The following is a 21,269-nucleotide window of genomic DNA, read 5'->3' on the forward strand; positions in this document are numbered from 1 at the left end:
CCGCTAGGCGTGGCGGTAGGCGTGGAGAGAGGCGTGGCGGCGGGCATGGCGGTAGGCGTGGCGGTAGGCATGGCGGTAGGCGCGTTAGGCGTGGCGGTAGGCGTGGCGGTTATGCGTCCAGAGAATTGGCTAGTTGGCTTACCTTTGAATTTACAAAAAATCCCAAATGGTAGTTTTTTACTTCCCCGTATTACTTCAATTCCCTTACTGAATCTTGATAAGCGGTTGCAGAATTGGCTGCAACAAGATTGGGAAACAGCTTTGCATAATACTAATGAATTGCTAGCTTATACTCTGCAATTTATTCCTGTTGTACAAGCAGTGAATAAAGTACTTGCCAAAATCCCATCAGAGGAAATTATTTGGCATATCTCTCGGCTAGTTGAAGCTCCTTTTGATTGGAACCTAGTACGTTTTGCCTCAACTTCTCTAGAAGAACAACTAAAATCAGACGCAGTCAAAGAGTTTTTTATTCTCCCTCGTTCTTGGAGGGAAAGGTTACAAGCTCGTTTGCTTACAGACCCCTGCTTAGATACTCCTGCTCGTGCTGCTGCTGCTGGTTTTTGGTATCTGCATGAAGAAGAACCAGTAAAAGCAACTGAAGCTTTTGCTGTAGTGCGTTCTCTTCTCTATGGCGAGGAAATGTATACCCTTGCTCAAACTCTTGCAGCATTTCACGAAGCTAAAGAACCAGTCTCTATTGCTGCTGTGCAATTACCTACTTTCCCGCCAGAACCCCTTTTACGCCCGGACACTTGGAAAGCTATTACAAGCTTGCGTCGAGTTGTTGAAGATGTCCAGTTTGTTAATCGCAGCGTATCTCGTTCAGCTAAGTCTTTGGCTCTCAATCGCGCTTTAGGTGAACTTACTAACATCCTGAATCAAGCTGACACTTTGCCGCAAGCAGAACGCGGACTAATTGTAGATATTGCCCAAACTTGGAAAGAAAGCTTGTTACAAATTGCTGGTGAGGTGGGAGCAGTTACCATCACCAAGCCTGTGGTTAATCCTTACATAGTAGGCGACCCCGTTCAAGGTAATCTCTTTGTTGGGCGGGAAGATATTATCAGACAGTTAGAAGAACTTTGGGTGATGGGTCATCAACTCCAGTCTGTAGTTCTCTACGGTCATAGGCGTATGGGTAAAACTTCTATCTTAGTTAACGCCGCTAATTCTCTAGGTTCAGGGCTTCAGCTAGTTTATGTCAACCTGCTGCGGTTGGGTGATACTCCGCAAGGAGTTGGCGAAGTGCTAATGGCAATAACTGATGAAATTTCCCAAGCTGTGAAAATTTCACCGCCAACTGATGCAGATTTGCTCAATCTTCCTTACCGGACTTTTGAACGCTATTTCAAACAGGTAGAAGCACAGTTAGAAGGTGGATTAATTATCGCTTTAGATGAGTTTGAGAAAATTGAAGAACTAATAGAAGCGGGAAACATCCCCCAAGATTTTATGGGATTTCTGCGGGGGTTGGTGCAAATGAGTTCTAAAGTTGCCTTTGCTTTTGCTGGTTTGCACACCTTAGAGGAAATGACGGCAGATTATTTTCAACCTTTCTTTGCTAGCGTCATTCCCATCCATGTAGGATTTTTGACACGTGCAGCTACTAGGCAAATTCTAGCGAACCCAGGTGAAGATTTTCTTCTTGACTATACCCCAGAGGCTTTAGATAAAATTTATGCTTTAACATCTGGTCAACCTTATTTAGTGCAACTGCTGGGATTCCAGCTAGTGCGCCGCTACAATGATTTTGTGTTTGAACAAGGACGTTCCCGCAGTCCGGTTTTTACGGTGGAAGATGTAGCAGCAGTTATCAGCGATTCTGAGTTTTTTAAGCGGGGACGCTACTATTTTGATGGGGTTTGGGGTCAGGCGGTGCGGGGTGCTAATGGTCAGCAGGCGATAATACAGGTACTTGCACCGCATCCTGAAGGGTTAAGCTTAGATGCTTTAGCTGAGTCTACAGGTATGGGTAGCGTACAGTTACAAGCAGCGCTGGATGTTTTAATGCGTCATGATGTGGTTGCAGAAAATGAGGGACGTTGGCGAATTATTGTAGAACTGTTTCGCCGTTGGGTTTTGCAAAAACATCATAGGTAATTGGTAATTGGTAATTGGTAATTGGTAATTGGTAAGGCGAATTTAAATAATGTTGGCGATAGGTAAATTATCTGGAGGACAAGGCAGTGCCCATACGTGTCAACTTAAGCTAAAAGCTATATACGGCGCGTGTTGTACAAAAACCCTCGCCCTCATCCCCTAACCCCTTCTCCCTCAGGGAGAAGGGGAATTGAATCTCTTGCTCCCCTCTCCCTCAGGGAGAGGGGCTGGGGGTGAGGGCAAAACCTTTGCACAAAGCGGGTTTTACGTTAAGTTGACACCAATGGGCAGTGCCTTGCCCCTACTATTTATCAGATTTTGGTGTTCAAGTTGGTATAAGTAGTAGAATAAAAACTTTTAATTTTTAATTCTCGCAACGATAATAGCTATTAGCAGTTAGCTAATTGCTATCAGATAAAAAATACTAAATGAACAACTATAAAAACGTTGTTTCGCTACTTTCTAATTCTTCTTCTTCATTTTCAGATTCTTTAACTCTCCGAATGGGTAAGTTGGCAATTAAAGCTGTGGTTCTTTGGTTACTTTCTAAAGAAAACTCCAACCCCTCTGTATCAACTTCTACATAGCGACAGACAATCTCGAGGATTTCTTCTCGCATTTTTTCTAATTTCTGGGGGTCGATGTCGGCGCGATCATGGGCTATCACCAATTGCAGGCGGCGTTTAACGTGGGTACGACTGGTATCTGGTGAACGAACAAAAAGTCTTTCTAGTAGTTCGAGAATCATTGCTAGTAGGTCTGCGGAGACGGGAAAATATGGTTAAGCAAGTTTTGTCCACAACAACTTTCTCAAACGAGTAAAAATGTTGTCGTGATGTGAGTCGAGTTCAAGAAAATCGACAGTTTCCCCTTCTAATCTCCGTGCAATGTTCTCGAAAGCGGTGGCAGCTATAGAAGGGTTTTCTGAGAGTACTAGAGGTTCGCCACGGTTGGTAGAAACAATCACACGCTCGTCGTCAGGGATGACTCCAATTAAAGGGATGGCAAGAAGTTCCTGAACATCTTGAACAGACATCATATCATTGGCTCGCACCATTGCGGGTCTGATGCGGTTGATTATTAGATGAATTCGCTTAATGCCTTGTGCTTCTAATAACCCCACTACACGGTCAGCATCACGGACAGCAGAAATTTCTGGTGTGGTGACAATGAGGGCTTCTTTTGCGGGTGCGATCGCATTTTTGAATCCCATTTCAATACCTGCCGGGCTATCGATGATCACGTACTGGTACTTTTGCGCCAGTGCGTTCACCAATAATTTCATTTGGTCGGGGGTAACTGATTCTTTGGTACGATTTTGGGCGGCTGGTAAGAGTACGAGATTTGTTTGCCGCTTATCTTTGACTAAGGCTTGTTCTAAGCGACATTCTCTGGCGAGAACTTCTACCGCCGTATACACGATGCGGTTTTCTAGTCCTAGCAGCAAGTCTAAATTTCTCAGTCCAAAATCCGCATCAACTAAGGCTACTTGACGACCAATTTTTGCGATCGCCATGCCTAAATTTGCTGAAACTGTGGTTTTACCCACTCCTCCTTTACCGGAGGTAATGACAATAATGCGAGTCATGATCGAAACACGCTCAATTAGGGTTTAGAAAATATAGTAATTACTTATGGCTCCAGATTCATCCTATTTAATTGACTTCGGGAAAAATCAATAGCCCTAGCGATGCGAATGCCTTGCGGTGTCATGTGCGCTACTTCAGGTGAAAACTGTGTAGGCGACTTTTCTGGGGCCCTGGCTACAGCATCGGCAATCCGCAGTTGGGTTGGTTCCATTTGCAGGGACATAATCAAACAATCGCGATTGCCACTAGCACCAGCATGGGCGATACCACGTAACCTTCCCCACACTAAAATATCTCCATCTGCAACTACGATACCACCTGGATTTAAATCTCCCAAGATGATGACGCTTCCGGGATGGCGAATTTCTACACCAGAACGTACTGTCATTTCGAGATAAAGTGCATCTGCCAAAGGAGTTGGTGCAACTTTTGGTTCTGAACTTAAGGAAGTTTCTAGTGGTAACTGTTCTACAGAATAGCCAGAGGAAACAGCTGCGATCGCAGTTTGACGGCGACTGGTAGCCACAGATTTTAGCTGGAGTTGGATTTCATTTAAGACCTCTGCTAGTTCTTGCAGTTGTCTGCTATCTAACAAGCGGTCTTTTGCTAGTAGATGCACTGGGGTATTTGGTACGCGGAAGCGATCGGCTTGTAAGCGTTGGCGCATCTGTTGCCAAATTTCATACCAGTTAAATTCTGCAGCAGGTACTTGTGCTTCGGAGGGTAAAATTAATAATAGTCTTCCCTCCTCAGTTTTCCATTGGACTTGGAGATCATTTTTGGCTTTATTGTCTGGTGATGGTGACTCTAGGGCATCTAAATCCGACAGGGTAGAAATTGAGTCTAAATCTGACATAATAGCAGAATTTTCCTTTTTATCAGGATTTTCTGCATTGGCGTAGGCTTTGCCCGCCGTAGGCATCGCATCTGGAGTCACAGCATTGGTATCCCCCTCAGGATTTTCTGAGTTGGTAATCGCTTCTGTAGATGGAGAATTTACATCCCCATCCAGGGTTTCTAAATTCGCTACCTCATCAGCAGGTGCAGAATTTACCTCCTCATCCGGGTGTTCTAAATTTGATTCCACATTATTAGGTATAGAATTTACCTCATCCTCAGAGTTATGCAACTTTGAGGACGCAGAATGTGTCTTTAAATACTGAAGAACAGAATTTAGTTCTGCATCTGGAAGAATAGAATTTAACTCTATACGAGAGAGGTTAGATTGTGAATCTGCATCAGAAAGTGCAGAATTTGACTCTAAATCGGCAGAATCAGAAGTCATACAGCACCAGCCAAAAAACAAAGAACAAACTGAGCAACGATCAATAATAGATTAGTTGCAACGCGCAATAACATCCTCACCCCAGAAACTACTGAGTGCAGAGTATATCAGAAGAATGATGAAGTATGAAGTATGAAATTAAAATATTCATCATCGCCAGCGCACACTACTTCTGCTTCTAGAGAAGCCACAAGTAGCTAATTGCATTTACATCCTTCACCTTTCCCCTTTCCCCTTTCACCCTTCACCCTTCTTAACTAATCTGCGATAACTTGTTGCCAAGGCATCAGCATCGCCAACATTACCAGGAAATAATACTACTGGCAAATTAGGAAATTGGGGATGGTCTGAGGGTGTTCGCACCATCGAACAACCAGCTAAAATTTGACCCATTAACCTAGCTGAAGTTAAAGCTAGTCCGGTACTTAAAACATCATTAGAGGTAATGCCGCCTTTGCTGATTAAGAATCCTATATCAGATGGTAAACCCCTAACAATATCCATTAACAAACCAGAAACTCTTTTGCCAAACTCTAGCCTGGTATTCACATCCTCAAAGGTAAGTTCTTGACGGCTGGTATAAACTACTGGTGTTTTGCCAGCGTCATGTACCGTCTTGATACTTTCTAGGATTTCGGTTAGCAGTGTAGCAGATTGATTCTCGTCATCATTAAGTAATCGCGCCACATTAACTTCAATTCCCTCTGTACCATCAGCTTGTAATAATGCTTCTAGCTGTTGCGTCGTTTTCTTGACGTGGGAACCGACAATCACTGCACCTGGTTTACCACCACGTACATACTCTGCCATATTTTCGGCGGCGATGGGTTGAGGAGGTAAGGCAGCTAAAGCAGTTAAGATACTGGCAGCACTGCGGAATAAAAAGCGTTTTCCCTGACTGGCGGCTGTTAAAATATCAGCAGCAAAGGTGTTGAGATCGGCTTGGGTTTCCCCATCAACAACAACGCACTGATTACCGCTAAGTTGTAACAACCTCTGCAAACTACCTGCACGGATATCATCTAGCAAGAATCTGGTGACAGACTCAGCCTTAATTTGTCCTTGGGTTTTTTCTTCTACATATTTCGGTAAATAACTGTGATGGTACCTGAAGACTGAATCACGAGCGAATTCAGTTTCATGCACTGGCTTAGGTTTACCATCAATGATTAAATAGTGGATGCTATCAATAGTGATGCGTCCCCCTTCAAAAAATGCCGGGACAAGAAAATGAGCATCAAAGGGGCCGAGTTCTTGAGCGATCGCATCTGTTTCAATGGGATAATGTCCCCTTAAAGTCGAATCAGAACGACTAACCACCAAAAAGTCGGTAATATTTTCGGCTTGTAACGCTACTTTTAAATTTTGACAGACTTCTTTAGTTACAGATGCCGCCGACTCTGGTGGCAGCGATCGCGTATTTGTCAAAATAAAGAAAATTGGTGAATCATCTCGCAAACCCAGGCGTAAAGTCTCCACATCCCAATGCATCAGCAGCAAACAACTGTGGACTGTTTGGGAACCCGTAGGATCATCATCCAGGACAATAATTTTTGGTTTGTTTGTCATGTCAACGTCGGGGAGACTGTAATTTGCTAATTTCTGCTTGCACATCTAAAGCAATCTGCAATGATTGATTGAGAAACTCAGCGTAATCACCAGCCTGACTACTTACTTGCAAGGCTTGGAGATTGGCTAAATTATTGACAAATAACTCTTGATTATTAGCAAGCAATTTTTTATTATCCCGTAAAATTCGTTCGGTTTTTAAAGCCCGAACTAAATCTTCGCGAATCAGTTGTAATGCGGAGATGACTTTATCTCTGTCATTGATGCTGCTTTGAGCATTGCCAGATGTCGCTAATTGGTCGTTAATATCGATAGCGTTGATTACAGAATGATATTTATCGACTTCATCTAAAAGGATTGTCAACCCGTGGGGACAAGTGAATTTTCGCCAGAGCGATCGCCCAATGATCACCGCAATGGGTACTAGAATTAATAACAGAATGCCTAATTTAATCGAAGAACCTATAGCTGGCAGAATAATAAAAGCATAAATTCCCCCCACAATAATCGGTGTTAGCGCCAGCGCCACCAACCCCTCATTCATAAAAAACCCCAATCGCTTCTCGCGGTCTGCCATAATAGAAGGTCGGAAAACGTCTTCTGGATCGAATCCAGTTAAGCGTCTCAATTCTCCTTTACTAATTTCCAAACCTAATAAATCCGGCTGCACTGCTGGATACTCCTTAAGGAAGCGCGAGTTGCGTATATATTGTAGTCGGGTTTGGCGTATATGATGGGATGAGAAATGTTGTTGATATTTATTTAAGAGTTTGTACGCCAGAATATGCCAGGATTTTTGCATCAGCAGTTAGTAAGGGACATCTGTAAATTCTGGCAGTAGCTACAATAACTTGGTCAAATGGATCTTTGTGAAAACCTGGGAGCTTGGTTGATTCAACGATAATGGGAATTGTTAGTTCGAGTAGCTGTACTCCTGGGTAAGCTAAAGCTGTAGTTAACCACTCTTCAATTGGAGACGGTACAGTTAATTTGCCAATCTCTACCAATTTGGCAACTTCCCAACAAGACATGATGCTGATTTCTAAACCTTGGGATTCATATTGTTGCAGCCAGTTTTGATATTGTTTAGTCAGTCTTGTATCACCTTGAACCCACCAAACCCATATATGAGTATCTAATACGATCATTGCAAGACTTCCCAATCTTCCAATGGCACAGCAGTTTCAAAAGGATCATCATAACGGTACGGTTCTTTCCCACGCAAAGGATAAGGATTCGCTTTTTGGCTATGAGTGTGGCTTTCTAAAATTATAATTTCCACGGCTTCCCCAGCCTGAAATGGTAAGTCTTTGATGAGCAAAGTTCCGTCTTCGGTTAAGGTTGCTTCAATTCGATGTGCTTTCATTGCTACTCTGCTAGTTCAGAATCTAAATAAATGAGCAATCGGCTTTATCTGCCGTATATTTTATTTACATCTTCTGTCTCTAGATGAAGCTTAAGCTTAACCATTCGCAATCTCTAAGGATTCTTCAGAAGCGATCGCTGCGTCAATCTGCTCCTTATTTACTGCATAAAAACTCAGAGCTTCTCTTACCTGTATTTCAGTCAGATCGTACTCATTCTTTATCTGACTTAAACTCATACCCCATTTTTGGGAAGCGATCGCCACAGTCTGCACTCGAATTCCCGTCCCTTTGATGATTGGTACAAGTTGCCCATTTGATCCCTGACGATAAGCAATCTGTGGAAACGATGCTTTCAGAGTACTTACTTTTTCTGTTACAGCCAACAGAATAAATTGGTCAAGCGAAATCCCCTGAATCTGAGCTAATTGCTCAATTTCTTGTTTCAACTGGTCAGGTAAATTTAGGGCATATGCTGTCATTTTCAGTTTTTAGTTTCTAGCGCTAAAAGGATCATATTCTAAATATCTCATTTTGTTGCCATCCTGCCTTGGAATCAATTTCAAGGCTAATAGCTAAAGTCCTAAAAAGCCCTGCCCGCAAACACCACAACCCGAAACCCCACGTTGTTGCTCCTGTCGTCACGCCCGAACCTGTAGCGATAAGCCGAGCGACAGTAACCAGGAAAGTAGAACCATGAGCCGCCACGCAGCACCTTTTGATTATCATTTTCAATTGACCAAGCACTGCCGTCTGCTGGTGCATTAGTATAGTTTCCGTGCCACTCATCTTTACACCATTCCCAGACATTACCACAAATATCAAATAAACCAAAAGGGTTAGCAGGATAATTTTCCACATCTGTTGTTCCCCCCACAATCCCCTGATAATTAGCTACATCCTTTGTAATGGTTTCGCCAAAATAATATGGAGTAGTCGTTCCTGCACGACAAGCATATTCCCATTCTGCTTCAGTTGGTAAGCGATAGATTTTCCCAGTCTCCTTAGACAGTCTGGCACAAAACTCAACTGCATCATCCCAAGAAACCTGTTCAACAGGTCGATTAGCGCCTTTAAAAGATGATGGATCGGGTTTTAAATCAATCTTAACCTTAGGTAAGGCGGTAACAGCTTTCCATTGGCTCTGGGTAACGGGAAATTTCCCCATGAAAAAAGGTTGAATCGTTACGGTGTGCTGTGGGCTTTCAAAGTCGTTGCGTCCTTGCTCCTTCTTTGGGGAACCCATAAGGAATTGACCGCCAGGAATTGCAACCATATCCAGCACTACGACATTACCAAGGCTTTCTGTAAAAAACTCAGCGCGTCCCCGACTACATTTAATTTCATGAACTTTTCCTCTTCCCCAAAATCCTGTACTTTTCACTATTGGGGTGGCGAACTCAAATTCAAAAGGCTGAGTGAGAATTTGCACAGGTGAGGGGGATTTTTGCACAGACACAGGTGTAGATGATGGAATTGGCTGTGGTTTCTGGGGAAATACCCGTGCTTCTATCGCTGCAATATCTTCATTCCGTAATCCTAAATATTGCTGATATTCTTGTAAATCTTTTTGCGTGGCTTGATTAAAAGGATATTGTTGCTTGATTGCATCAATCAACGCTTGTTCATAGTCTCGTAACTTACGCTGATATTCACGATAAGGTTGTAGAACTTGTTCGTGAATTTGTCTGGCTTCATCCTCAGATAAACCTAACTCAATGCGCTTAGATTCAAGTATTCTTAATGCAAAAACAGAAAAATTACCCTGACCTTGTTGTGCGCGAATTGTCGCTTCTTGAAAATATACTTCTTGAGCAGGATTAAAAATAATTGTTGGCGCTACTGGTGATGATGAAGCTGATGTTAAAGCTTGCAAAGCTTCTGTTGCATTGGCATATCGTAAACTGAAATGACGGCGTACCATCTTAGTTAATACCTCAGCCAAATGATCGTTCACTTGTGCTAGATGTCGCCAAATAATTTCACCCGTCAATGGGTCTTCTTGTAACTCAAAAGGTGAAACGCCAGTCAATGCTTGAATGATCGTCATCCCCAAAGCATAGACATCACTACCCAAACAAGGTTTACCACTGTTTTGCTCATAGGGCATATAGCCGGGAGTACCGATGATGATGCTGGACTTTACTTCACCTTGAGTGTTCACCATCAAAGTACCAAGTTCTTTCACCGCCCCAAAATCAATCAGGAAAATTTTACCATCCTGATGTCGGCGCATCAAATTTTGAGGCTTAATGTCGCGGTGAATCACTCCTTGATTATGTACAAAAGACAAAATTTCTAAAACATCTTGCAACAACTTGGTTGCATAACCCTCACTCAGTGGCTTACCAGGAATGATTTCTTTACTTAAGTCTTGTCCTTCAATAAACTCCTGAACTATATAAAGATTTTGATTTTCGTTAAAGTGTGCCAGTAATTGAGGCACTTGAGGATGTTTACCTAACCTTTCGAGAATAGCCGCTTCTTTGTCAAAAAATTGCACAACACGAGGATGGGATTGGTTAGGAAGTAGTTGCTTGACTACACATAAAGGTTTGCTAGGTTGCAAATTATCCCTAGCTAGAAATGTTGCACCAAAGCCACCCTCACCTAATTTACGAATGATTTCGTAGCGCCCAGCCAGTGTGTTCACGATGACTGTCAATCCATAGAAAACTAATGAATCTCAGTGTAATCGCCAACTATTAAATATGACAAGTCAATCTAAGCATTAGTAAGTGTAATTCGTAGCTATATAAGCGAAATCTACAGTTTTTACTTCTGATATTAAAATTGCGATCGCATCGGGTCACATTACGATTGCATCGCCTGACAATGCCAATGTATCGGGTCGCATTACGATTGTATTGCCTGACAATGCCAATGTATCGGGTCGCATTACGATTGTATTGCCTGACAATGCCAATGCAGCAAGTCGAATGTCGATTGTATCGCCTGACAATGCCAATGCAGCAAGTCGAATGTCGATTGTATCGCCTGACAATGCCAATGCATCCGGTCACATTACGATTGCATCGCCTGACAATGCCAATGCATCCGGTCACATTACGATTGCATCGACTGACAATTTATGATCGCATCGAGAATTAGATGCCACCTTCCCATAACATACAAAACATTGCGATCGCTTGTCTTTCAATTACGAATTACAAATTACGAATTACGAATTAATCCAAGTGGAACCGTTGGGAATCGAACCCAAAGCCTGCAGCTGTCCGTTTGTTGGTTTCAGAGCAGTCGAACACCAATCGCGGCCCCAATAATTTGATAGTGCCGAGAGAAATTGCTCAGATACACTCCCAAAAGTGATATCTGTATCGATTTCAAACTGGAAAGATTTTTTAGTATCTATATTACATTTGTAATACAAAGCTTACATTGTGTCAATGGCATACTACAAATTTTTTTCGCAAGTTTACGTAGGATGCGTTAGCGATAGCGTAACGCATCAGCCCCAAAGCTTTTCGTGCGTTACGGCTTACTGAAATTTTTTCACAAATCAAATCAGATTCCTATATGTTACAAAACCTAATTAGACTTGAAACCCTTACCAATCACCAATTACCAATCACCAATTACCAATTACCAATTACCAATTACCAATTACCAATCACCAACTATCTGTAATCGCATCACTCTACTTATTAAATTAGCTTTATTCAGTAATTAAATCTTCAAAAATACTACTCAGCGCTGTTAATCCTGCTGCTACACTCTGGATTTGCTCTTCTGGTAGATTAGCCAATACAGAAGCAATTCTTGCACTTGTCAACGCCCTAACCTGTTGCAGATGATACTTGCCTGTCTCAGTCAAATTCAGGAGAACATGACGACGTTCTTGAGGATTCTCTACTCTACTAACCAAATTCTTTTGTACTAGACGGTCTGTCAGATTTGAAGCTGTAGCTCTAGTTACCCCTAAATTTTCTGCAACTTGCGAAAGAGAAGCACCAGGATTGCGATCGAGGAAAGCCAGTGTCCGAAACTGCGGAATAGAAAGCGATTCTGGCAAAAATGAAGCATTCCGTCTCATTTCTGCGCGAAAGAACTTGATGATTGTGGGAATAGTTTCCATCATTTTGGCAGCGCATTGCTCTGGTGTGATTTCTGTAGCTAGTTTTTTGGTATTCATATTTCACGCAGTGCTAATGGACAGGAAGTAGCGAGACAAATCGATGAGAACGCCAGAGATTCAAGAAGATTAGCAGACTCCTTATTAATTATGAGAACTTCCTGCTGCCTCTTACAAATGACAAACATCAAATCCAAAAATATTTCTCAAGATAGATGTTGTGCTAACAGTTAGCAAAGCTAATTAATTTTAGCTAATATTGTGTTTGTATTTTTCAAATATCTGTTAAACCTTTATTGAGAGGCTCAAAATTAATGCTGCTGCTAGTCAGGATGAGATATTTATCTCGTAATTTCAAGACTAGACTTTCTTTAAATACGCAAAAATATATGTTGCCAGGACTTTTACCATTAATACCAAAACAGATCGGTAGAAACATCTTGCTATTGAGCTTAATTGCTGTATGTGGTTGTACGGCTACCGAGGCACAGTCTAATAAGCAACAAGGGAAGAATCAGCAGCGCGCTGTACCTGTTGTAGTAGCGACAGTAACACGTAAAACCATACCTGTTGAGTTACGACAAACTGGAACCGTCGTGGCGTATTCGACAGTAGGGGTAAAGTCACAAGTTGCCGGGCCACTCACAGGTGTTTATTTCCAAGAAGGGCAGAATGTTAAAAAAGGGCAACTATTATTCAAAATAGATTCTCGACCGCAAGAAGCGGCGTTAATGCAAGCGCAAGCCAATAAAGAAAAAGCGATCGCCCAGGTAAAACAAGCGCAAGCCAACCTCTCAAAGGCTGTAGCCCAAGTCAATCAAGCTAAAGCAAATCTCCTCAAAGACCAAACCCAAGCCAAAAACGCTCAAGTTCAAGCACAACGATATAGTACGCTATTGGGACAAGGTGCGATTAGTAAAGAGCAAGCAGACCAATTTCGCACGGCATCGGATGCCCAAAAAGCCACAGTAATTGCAGATAACGAAGGTATTAGTAACGCCGTGGCCGCAGTAGAAGCTGCAAAAGCCGATTTAAATAACGCTAAAGCCACAGTTACAGCCGCAGACGCAGCAATTGACAGCGCTAAAATCACCCTTTCCTATAGTTCGATTTATTCCCCAATTACCGGACGTACAGGTAGCTTGAAAGTCAATCAAGGCAACTTGGTCAAAGATAACGACACCAATCCCTTAGTGACAATCAGCCAAATTAGCCCAATTTACGTTACAACTTCCCTACCGCAACGCTTACTGCCAGAACTCAACAAATATCGGGCACAGGGAAAAATACAAGTTGATGCTTACATCCCCAAGGATGAACAGCGTCCCGAACATGGCGAACTTTCCTTTATAGACAGTGGTGTAGACCCCACCACTGGAACAATTCAACTCAAAAGCAGCTTTACTAACAGCGACGGACGCTTATCGCCAGGTCAATTTGTCAACGTGGTTGTCAGACTCACCCAAGAACCCAACGCCATAGTTGTACCAACCACAGCCATCCAGACAGGACAAAAAGGGCAGTTTGTCTATGTATTGAATCCTGCCGACCAAACTGTAGATATGCGTCCCGTTGTTGTGGGTAATGCTGTTAGCAATGAATCAGTCATTCAAGAAGGTTTAAAAGAAGGCGAACAAGTCGTTACTGACGGACAATTTAACCTTAGACCCAAAGCCAAAGTCCAAATAAAGCAAGCAGTCGGCACTGGACAAAGAACAGGAAACGTTAACCAAGGAAATCAAAGCCCCTAATTATAGTTTTTTTGTAAATATTTATACTTTTATATTCAAGAGTCAAGGATCAAAAAGACAAAGAGACGCGATGAATCGCGTCTGTACAAGAGCCAAAGGTCAAAATTTATTTCTCCCCTGCTCCCTGCTCCCTGCTCCCCTGCTTTTTCCCCATCCCCAATCCCCACCCCATGAACATCTCTGCGTTATTCATCCGCCGACCGATAATGACCACACTGGTGATGCTAGCCATCATGCTGTTTGGGTTGATGAGTTATCAATTGCTGCCAGTGAGTGACTTGCCAACTGTGGATTTTCCCACGATTCAGGTATCCGCTAGCTTACCAGGAGCCAGCCCTGAGACGGTGGCTTCGTCAGTTGCAACGCCATTAGAACAGCAATTTTCCAGTATTGCTGGTTTAGATTCGATGAACTCTACAAGTTCTCTGGGTTCGGCACAAATTACGCTGCAATTCAACTTGAGTCGGGATATAGATAGTGCGGCTCAAGATGTGCAATCTGCGATCGCTAAAGCAGCGCGTCAGTTACCCAGTAGTATGCCGAATCCGCCATCATACCGCAAAGTCAATCCAGCAGATTCGCCTATTTTGTATGTAGCTTTAAGCTCATCAGCGTTGCCCTTATCAGAAGTCGATAAATACGGGGAAACAATCCTAGCGCAGCGTCTTTCAATGGTTGATGGCGTGGCGCAGGTACAGGTTTATGGTTCGCAAAAGTACGCCGTGCGAATTTACCTAGATCCTCAATCTTTAAGTGCAAAAGGTCTAGGAATTGATGAAGTCGCAACTGCTGTTTCCCAAGGAAATTCTAATTTACCCACTGGTAACCTTTACGGCAAAAACCAAAACTTCACTATTGAATCCAATGGGCAATTAAACAATGCTGAAGCTTACCGTTCTTTAGTGATTTCTTATCGTAACGGTGCGCCTGTTCAATTAGGAGAATTAGGTAAGGTATTTGATAGCGTAGAAAACGATAAAGTAGCTAGTTGGTTTAACGGTACAAGGGCGATTGTCTTAGCAATTCAAAGACAACCAGGAAGTAATACTGTAGCAGTTGTAGACGGAATTAAAAAGATTTTACCGAGCTTCCGTGAGCAAATTCCGGCGGCGGTAGATATGACAATTTTGTATGACCGCTCCCAATCAATTCGTGAGTCAGTAAATGATGTCAAATTTACCTTGTTTCTGACAATTTGCTTGGTAGTTTTGGTTATTTTTCTCTTTTTACGTAACATTTCAGCTACCATCATTCCCAGCTTGGCAGTACCTTTATCACTAGTAGCAACATTTGGGGTAATGCTACTACTAGGTTACTCTCTAGATAACCTGTCATTAATGGCGCTTACCTTAGCGGTTGGCTTTGTGGTAGACGACGCAGTCGTAATGTTAGAAAACATTGTGCGTCACATGGAAATGGGCGAAAATCGTCTGCAAGCTGCCCTCAATGGTTCCAGAGAAATTGGATTTACCATTTTATCAATGACCATTTCGCTAGTAGCTGTATTTATTCCCATCATGTTTATGGGCGGTATTTTGGGAAGACTATTCAGTGAGTTTGCTGTTACTATTAGCGTTTCAATTTTAGTATCTGGATTTATTTCCCTTACCCTCACACCAATGCTATGTAGTCGTTTTCTCAAGCATGAAGGTGAGCATCAAGATTCAGAAAATGGACATCATCTAAATAATGATCATGTTATATCTAGCAATAGAAATCACGATTTAAAAAGTGATTATGTCATATCCAATGATGGATTTAACCATGCAGAAAATGGTCATGCATTATCCCAAGATGGATTTGATCATACAGGTAATGGTCATTCTACATCCAACAATGGAAATCATCATGTAGAAAATGGTCACGTCATCTCTAATGATGGGAATGGACATCAAATAAATAAATCCAAAAAACAGAAAGCTAAAAATTGGAAACGTCGCCTTTATAATGCTTCTGAATGGGTATTTGATACCATGCTGCGCGCTTACGAAGCCACACTAAAGATATCAATGAAATATCACCGTACAACGATGATACTTTCAGGCGCGATTTTAGTTGCAACCATATATTTATTTATTGTTGTTCCTAAAGGCTTTATTCCCAATGATGATACTGGACAGTTGAGCGTTAATACAGAAGCGGCTCAAGATATTTCCTTTGATGAGATGGTAAAACATCAACAAGTCGTAGCCAATATTGTCCGTCGCAACCCTAATGTAGAAGCAATTAACTCTAGTGTCGGTGCAGGTGGAGCTAATTCCACATCTAATGCTGGACGTATTTTCGTAAAATTAAAACCCCATTCCCAACGCCACCAAAGCGCTGATGAAATAGCGAATGAATTACGTCCTAAACTAACAGGAATTCCCGGAATTAGAGCATTTGTCCAAAACCCGCCATCTATCCGTCTTGGTGGACAGCAGACAAAAGCACTATATCAATTTGGTCTTTCTAGCCCAAATTTACAAGATTTATATCAATACGCGCCAGCTTTGGAAACAAAGTTGCGACAAATGCCAGAATTGCAAGATGTTAATAGCGACTTGCAAATCAAAAATCCCCAAATTAATGTTCAAGTTAACCGCGAACAAGCAGCAACTTTGGGTTTAACAGCTAATCAAATTGAAAGCACTTTAAATAATGCTTATGGTACTCGCCAAGTTTCTACTATCTATGCATCTGATGGTCAATATCAAGTAATTATGGGAGTAGATCCCCAGTATCAGTTAAGTCCCAATGACCTTGATTTATTAACAGTTCGTTCTACTAGTGGTCAAGAAGTACCTTTAAATGCTGTAGCAACTCTAACTAAAGGTGTTGGGCTATTAACTGTTAACCATTACGGACAACTTGCTGCTGTGACTATTTCCTTTAACCTCAAACCTGGCGTTTCTTTAGGGAATGTTACCGGAAAGATTGAACAACTAGCTCGTGAAACATTACCACCAACTATTAGTACTAGCTTTCAAGGTACAGCACAGGTATTTCAATCTTCGCTTTCTAGCTTAGGATTTTTACTAATAATTGCGATTTTAGTAATTTACATTGTGTTAGGAATTCTCTACGAAGATTTTATCCACCCGATTACAATTCTTTCTAGCTTACCTTCAGCAGGATTTGGTGCTTTACTCACCTTAATGGTGTTTGGTGTTGATTTAAATATCTACGCTTTTGTCGGCATTATCATGCTAGTTGGTATCGTTAAGAAAAACGGCATTATGATGATTGACTTTGCAATGGATGCCCAGCAAAATCAAGGTAAAACGCCCTTTGATGCCATCTATGAAGCTTGTGTAGTGCGTTTCCGTCCAATTATGATGACCACAATGGCAGCATTGATGGGTACTCTACCAATTGCACTTGGTTTAGGTGCAGGCGCAGAATCCCGCCGTCCTTTAGGTTTAGCAGTTGTCGGTGGGTTATTGTTCTCTCAATTACTAACGCTTTATATCACTCCAGTTTTCTACACATACATGGAATCATTGCGGAAGCGGTTGAATAAACAAAGTAGAAAGCAGAAAGATAAAGTTAAACAAGAACAAGAAAAGATAGAAGTCTTATGATTAAAATCTAATTATTGTCGTTCAAATTCTTACAGATAATCACGTTAAATTTGTTCAAAAATTTAACGTGGTTAGAAAAATATAATCAGTGATAAATTAATTCATAAATTAGTCAATCTACCTACCAGAGAAGATAGCCTAGAGACCCAATTACCAAAACCTTGGTATGAGATAAAAATTCCGCCAGGAAGATGCCCTTGTGGAGCGTTATCAGAGAATATTAGATTATTATATTCCTTCCAATAGTATTCATGACACCATCCAACAAGATTGCCAAAGTTACACCATATTTGATAATCTAGTTGAAATTTATTCTCAGTATTTAGCCAGATTTGCTGTTGAATTCTAAAGCCAAATTTTCCATTGCTGTGAGTGTTCCAAAGAGTATCAATTTGCTGGATATATTCAATAGGCAATTTTTTAATATCTTGTACATCTAGCCAACCTTGTTGTTGTCGATTAGAGAGCTTAAGCATTAGCTGAGTAGTTTCTTTATCAGCAGATCGCCATTTCTTCTGCATAAGCAAATCATTCAATTTACTGCAATCATCTCTTATTAGCAAAGTTGAATACTCACTAGTAGTTAAAAGTTTATTAGGTTGAGAATTAAAGAATTGCAAAACCTCCTCAACAGATTGATAGCGATTATTAACATAATCTTGAATTAATTTATCTAATGTTTGCCGTAGCTTAAAACTGATTGTTACATTTTTGGCTAAGAATTCACTCCATATCCATCTACCATTAATAGCATCATAAAGTTCATCATAACCGTCAGCTTTTGGCAAACATCCGGTTAATAATCTAATACAAGTTACACCCAAGCTATAAAGGTCACTAGCAGGAAATACCTGACCACGCATTTGCTCTAATGGTGCATAGCCATGTGTACCAACAGTAGTTCCAACTTTACCAATAATTGTTCCGATAGCTTGTTTAGAAACGCCAAAATCAATTAGCATTAACTGACCATCTTTATGGCGACGCATAATATTTTCTGGCTTGATATCTCGATGAATTACTCCTTGCTCATGGATAAATTGAAGAACTGGTAATAAATCCTTTAAAAGCTGTATTATCTTCGCTTCACTAAATGTTCCTTGCTGCTGTAATTCTTGTAGTAAATTGTGACCATCAATGAACTCTTGTACGAGATACAAACGCTGATCCTGTTCAAAATAAGCAATGAGGCGGGGAATTTGTGGATGTTCTCCCAAATCATACAAACGCTTCGCCTCTTGCTTAAACAATTCGGTTGCTTTTTCTAAAGCTGCTGTTCCTTGAACTTGTGGAAAAAATTGCTTAATCACGCAAGGTTCATCCATCCTATCCACATCTCTGGCTTCATAAGTCTTACCAAATCCACCCTCACCTAAAAGTCTAATCACACGGAAACGATTACGGAATAGAGGTGTAAGTATTTGTCCACAGCGAAGACAAAACTTATTGCTATCAGGATTAAAGGTATTTGAGCAATTAGGATTAGGACAGTAAAGCATATCTGGGTAGATATCAGCAGAGTGTGTATATGTTAAGTTTTCCCATTTCTATTTGCTGGGTTGAGATACTACCAAAGTTTTTGGACAAATTTACTTCCAGTGACTTGGATTGTCTGGGATGAATTTTGCTAGCGTGGTGATATAAGGTTTATTTTCCCTCAGCTATTAGCTAAGGGACACAGGGGTATAACATGGCTAATTTAAAACTGCGTCGCACCGAAAATGTCAACGGCGATTTTTATGTAGATTCTAGCTGTATTGATTGTGATACTTGCCGCTGGATGAATCCTGAAGTATTTTATCGTGTTGATGAACAGTCGGCAGTTTATCATCAACCTACAAATGAAAAAGAAAGATTAGCTGCACTGCAAGCACTTTTAGCCTGTCCTACTAGCTCTATTGGTACAGTTGAAAAGCCACAAGATATCAAAAATGCTCAACAGAGTTTTCCAATTTTAGTTGAGGAAAATGTTTACCATTGTGGCTATCATTCAAAAAAATCTTATGCCGCCGCTAGCTATTTTATTCAACATCCTGAAGGAAATATTTTAGTAGATTCACCTCGATTCACATCGCCTTTGGTCAAGCGTTTAGAAGAGATGGGCGGAATTCGTTATATGTATTTGACTCACAGAGATGATATTGCCGATCATCAAAAGTTTGCAGAGCATTTTCAATGTCAACGCATTCTGCACGCTGATGATATTTCGGCAGATACTCGCAATGTAGAAATACAATTAACTGGGTTAGAACCATTTACTTTAACAGAGGATATATTAATTATTCCAGTTCCTGGTCACTCAAAAGGGCATACAGTTCTACTCTATAAAAATAAGTTTCTGTTCACTGGTGACCATCTTGCTTGGTCAGAAAACTTGCATCAATTGAATGCATTTCGTGATTTCTGTTGGTATTCTTGGACAGAGCAAATTAAATCGATGCGGAAATTAGCTAATTACTCATTTGAATGGGTTTTACCAGGTCATGGACGGAGATTTCACGCTGATGTTGAAACTATGCAGCAGCAAATGCACAAGTGTATTGAGTTGATGGAAGCCGTTAAATAAATAATTACTAATTCGTAATTCGTAGTTTTATCTCCATCTTTCGGTAATTAATAATAATCCAATTACCCATTACCAATTACCAATTACCAATTACCAAATTTCTCGCCTTGCTCTCTGGTTTCACTAGAAAGGCATCCAAAATTGCCGATTTGTATTGAATTTAGCTGAAAACCTCTCTAAATGAGGAGGATTTTACAGCTTGATTGCGAGACAGTGAGTGGAAATGTCATCCAAAACTAGTGCAAGGTAGATTATGAAGGCAACTGTGTATTACGGAGCAGGTGATGTGCGGGTGGAGAATGTTCCCGATCCGCAAATTCAACAGCCAACAGATGCGATCGTGCGGATTACTCATGCTTGTATCTGTGGATCGGATTTGTGGTTTTATCAAGGTAAAGACCAATGGCAACCAGGATGGCGTACTGGACATGAATGGATGGGTATTGTCGAAGAGGTGGGATCGGAGGTGCGAAATTTCAAGCGGGGCGATCGCGTTTTAGCTCCGTTTGCTTTTTCTGATGGTGCTTGTGAATTTTGTGGCAAAAATCTGCAAACTTCTTGTCTACAAGGCGGTTTTTGGGGCGGTAAAAATGATGGCGGACAAGCTGAAGCTGTTCGCGCTCAGTTTGCTGATGGCACGTTGGTGAAAATTCCTGATGCTGTGGAAAATGATGCTGCCATGCTCAAGAAGATTTTACCGCTAACGGATGTGATGTCTACAGGACACCATGCAGCAGTATCAGCAGGCGTAAAACCAGGAAGCACAGTCGCGGTCATTGGTGATGGAGCCGTGGGATTGTGCGGGGTGTTAGCTGCTCACCGATTGGGAGCCGCCAGAATTATCATGCTTGGTCGCCATGATAATCGGCTGGCGATCGCGCGTAAATTTGGTGCAACAGATTTTGTCAGCAGTCGGGACGAACAAGCTATTCAAGAAGTGCAAGAAATGACAAAAGGCGGAGCCGAATCAGTTCTCGAGTGCGTTGGTACAGAGTCTTCCATGAAAACAGCGATCGGCATTTGTCGCCCAGGTGGAGCAATTGGCTATGTCGGGGTTCCTCATGGTAGCGAGACAATTAATTTGTCGAGGATGTTTCAGTCCAACATCACATTACGCGGCGGTGTTGCTCCTGCACGTGCTTATATTCCAGAACTGTTGATTGATGTCCTCGCTGACAAAATCGATCCATCGCTAGTCCTAGACGTTACCGTCGATATCAATGGCGTTCCTGATGGCTATCAGGCAATGAATGATCGCCAAGCTATTAAAGTCATGGTGAGCGTTTAGCGATCGCTACTCAATACTTTTAGGTGAAGGGGAAAAAGGGGAACGGGAAAAGGGAAAGAAATCACCTTTAACCTTTTTCCCAAAAGCTATTTTGAGTT

At 41.6% G+C, this 21,269-nt stretch carries 17 protein-coding genes; 6 read left to right on the top strand and 11 right to left on the bottom strand.

Features of this window, described 5'->3' with window-relative positions:
* The coding region (locus tag AACU25_RS03160) for an AAA family ATPase (RefSeq protein WP_339381998.1) at nucleotides 1-2,103 on the top strand (2,103 nt) is incomplete at its 5' end.
* Nucleotides 2,104-2,539: 436 nt separating this feature from the next.
* On the opposite strand, the gene minE is transcribed toward AACU25_RS03160, so the two are convergent.
* From minE to AACU25_RS03205, 9 genes are all read right to left on the bottom strand, one after another.
* Nucleotides 2,540-2,851, bottom strand: coding sequence for a cell division topological specificity factor MinE (minE, locus tag AACU25_RS03165; RefSeq protein ID WP_045869513.1), 312 nt, complete (start codon nucleotides 2,849-2,851; stop codon nucleotides 2,540-2,542).
* 33 nt (nucleotides 2,852-2,884) lie between these two features.
* Nucleotides 2,885-3,691, bottom strand: coding sequence for a septum site-determining protein MinD (minD, locus tag AACU25_RS03170; protein ID WP_045869512.1), 807 nt, complete (start codon nucleotides 3,689-3,691; stop codon nucleotides 2,885-2,887).
* Between the two features lie 44 nt (nucleotides 3,692-3,735).
* Nucleotides 3,736-4,977 (bottom strand): septum site-determining protein MinC, encoded by a 1,242-nt coding sequence (gene minC, locus AACU25_RS03175; protein ID WP_096573871.1) that lies wholly within the window; start codon nucleotides 4,975-4,977, stop codon nucleotides 3,736-3,738.
* Between the two features lie 237 nt (nucleotides 4,978-5,214).
* The gene (locus AACU25_RS03180) at nucleotides 5,215-6,546 is read right to left on the bottom strand and encodes a four-carbon acid sugar kinase family protein (RefSeq protein ID WP_096573872.1); all 1,332 of its coding nucleotides are present in this window, start codon (nucleotides 6,544-6,546) and stop codon (nucleotides 5,215-5,217) included.
* A 1-nt stretch (nucleotide 6,547) separates the two neighbouring features.
* Complete coding sequence (locus tag AACU25_RS03185; RefSeq protein WP_096573873.1) at nucleotides 6,548-7,216, bottom strand: hypothetical protein; 669 nt, start codon at nucleotides 7,214-7,216, stop codon at nucleotides 6,548-6,550.
* 88 nt (nucleotides 7,217-7,304) lie between these two features.
* A complete protein-coding gene (locus tag AACU25_RS03190; RefSeq protein WP_096573874.1) occupies nucleotides 7,305-7,694 on the bottom strand; it encodes a type II toxin-antitoxin system VapC family toxin in 390 nt (129 codons plus the stop codon).
* Entirely contained in the window at nucleotides 7,691-7,912 is a 222-nt protein-coding gene (locus AACU25_RS03195) for a hypothetical protein (protein ID WP_096573875.1), read from the bottom strand. Before AACU25_RS03195 ends, AACU25_RS03190 begins: the two co-directional genes overlap by 4 nt.
* A gap of 96 nt (nucleotides 7,913-8,008) precedes the next feature.
* Nucleotides 8,009-8,392, bottom strand: coding sequence for a DUF433 domain-containing protein (locus AACU25_RS03200; protein ID WP_096573876.1), 384 nt, complete (start codon nucleotides 8,390-8,392; stop codon nucleotides 8,009-8,011).
* A 101-nt stretch (nucleotides 8,393-8,493) separates the two neighbouring features.
* Nucleotides 8,494-10,563 (bottom strand): SUMF1/EgtB/PvdO family nonheme iron enzyme, encoded by a 2,070-nt coding sequence (locus AACU25_RS03205; protein ID WP_190445905.1) that lies wholly within the window; start codon nucleotides 10,561-10,563, stop codon nucleotides 8,494-8,496.
* 272 nt (nucleotides 10,564-10,835) lie between these two features.
* Here AACU25_RS03205 and AACU25_RS03210 point away from each other — a divergent pair, with 272 nt between their 5' ends.
* Nucleotides 10,836-11,021 (top strand): hypothetical protein, encoded by a 186-nt coding sequence (locus AACU25_RS03210; protein WP_190445906.1) that lies wholly within the window; start codon nucleotides 10,836-10,838, stop codon nucleotides 11,019-11,021.
* 565 nt (nucleotides 11,022-11,586) lie between these two features.
* Here the strand turns inward: AACU25_RS03210 and AACU25_RS03215 are convergent.
* Nucleotides 11,587-12,063, bottom strand: a complete 477-nt coding sequence (locus AACU25_RS03215; RefSeq protein ID WP_045869507.1) for a MarR family winged helix-turn-helix transcriptional regulator — start codon at nucleotides 12,061-12,063, stop codon at nucleotides 11,587-11,589.
* Between the two features lie 329 nt (nucleotides 12,064-12,392).
* Between AACU25_RS03215 and AACU25_RS03220 the strand changes: the two genes are divergently transcribed.
* A complete protein-coding gene (locus AACU25_RS03220; RefSeq protein ID WP_096573878.1) occupies nucleotides 12,393-13,754 on the top strand; it encodes an efflux RND transporter periplasmic adaptor subunit in 1,362 nt (453 codons plus the stop codon).
* 170 nt (nucleotides 13,755-13,924) lie between these two features.
* Nucleotides 13,925-17,317 carry an efflux RND transporter permease subunit gene (locus AACU25_RS03225; RefSeq protein ID WP_096573879.1) on the top strand — a complete coding sequence of 1,131 codons (3,393 nt, stop codon included), beginning with the start codon at nucleotides 13,925-13,927 and terminating at the stop codon, nucleotides 17,315-17,317.
* 101 nt (nucleotides 17,318-17,418) lie between these two features.
* Here the strand turns inward: AACU25_RS03225 and AACU25_RS03230 are convergent, their stop codons facing one another.
* On the bottom strand, nucleotides 17,419-18,816 hold the full coding sequence (locus AACU25_RS03230; protein WP_096573880.1) for a serine/threonine-protein kinase: 1,398 nt from the start codon (nucleotides 18,814-18,816) through the stop codon (nucleotides 17,419-17,421).
* Nucleotides 18,817-19,007: 191 nt separating this feature from the next.
* Here AACU25_RS03230 and AACU25_RS03235 point away from each other — a divergent pair, with 191 nt between their 5' ends.
* Both AACU25_RS03235 and AACU25_RS03240 read left to right on the top strand, forming a co-directional pair.
* The gene (locus tag AACU25_RS03235) at nucleotides 19,008-19,883 is read left to right on the top strand and encodes an MBL fold metallo-hydrolase (RefSeq protein ID WP_096573881.1); all 876 of its coding nucleotides are present in this window, start codon (nucleotides 19,008-19,010) and stop codon (nucleotides 19,881-19,883) included.
* Nucleotides 19,884-20,136: 253 nt separating this feature from the next.
* Nucleotides 20,137-21,171, top strand: coding sequence for a zinc-dependent alcohol dehydrogenase family protein (locus tag AACU25_RS03240; RefSeq protein WP_096573882.1), 1,035 nt, complete (start codon nucleotides 20,137-20,139; stop codon nucleotides 21,169-21,171).
* Nucleotides 21,172-21,269: the final 98 nt, after the last annotated feature.

The organism is Tolypothrix tenuis PCC 7101, from assembly GCF_963874875.1.
Classification (GTDB): domain Bacteria; phylum Cyanobacteriota; class Cyanobacteriia; order Cyanobacteriales; family Nostocaceae; genus Aulosira; species Aulosira tenue.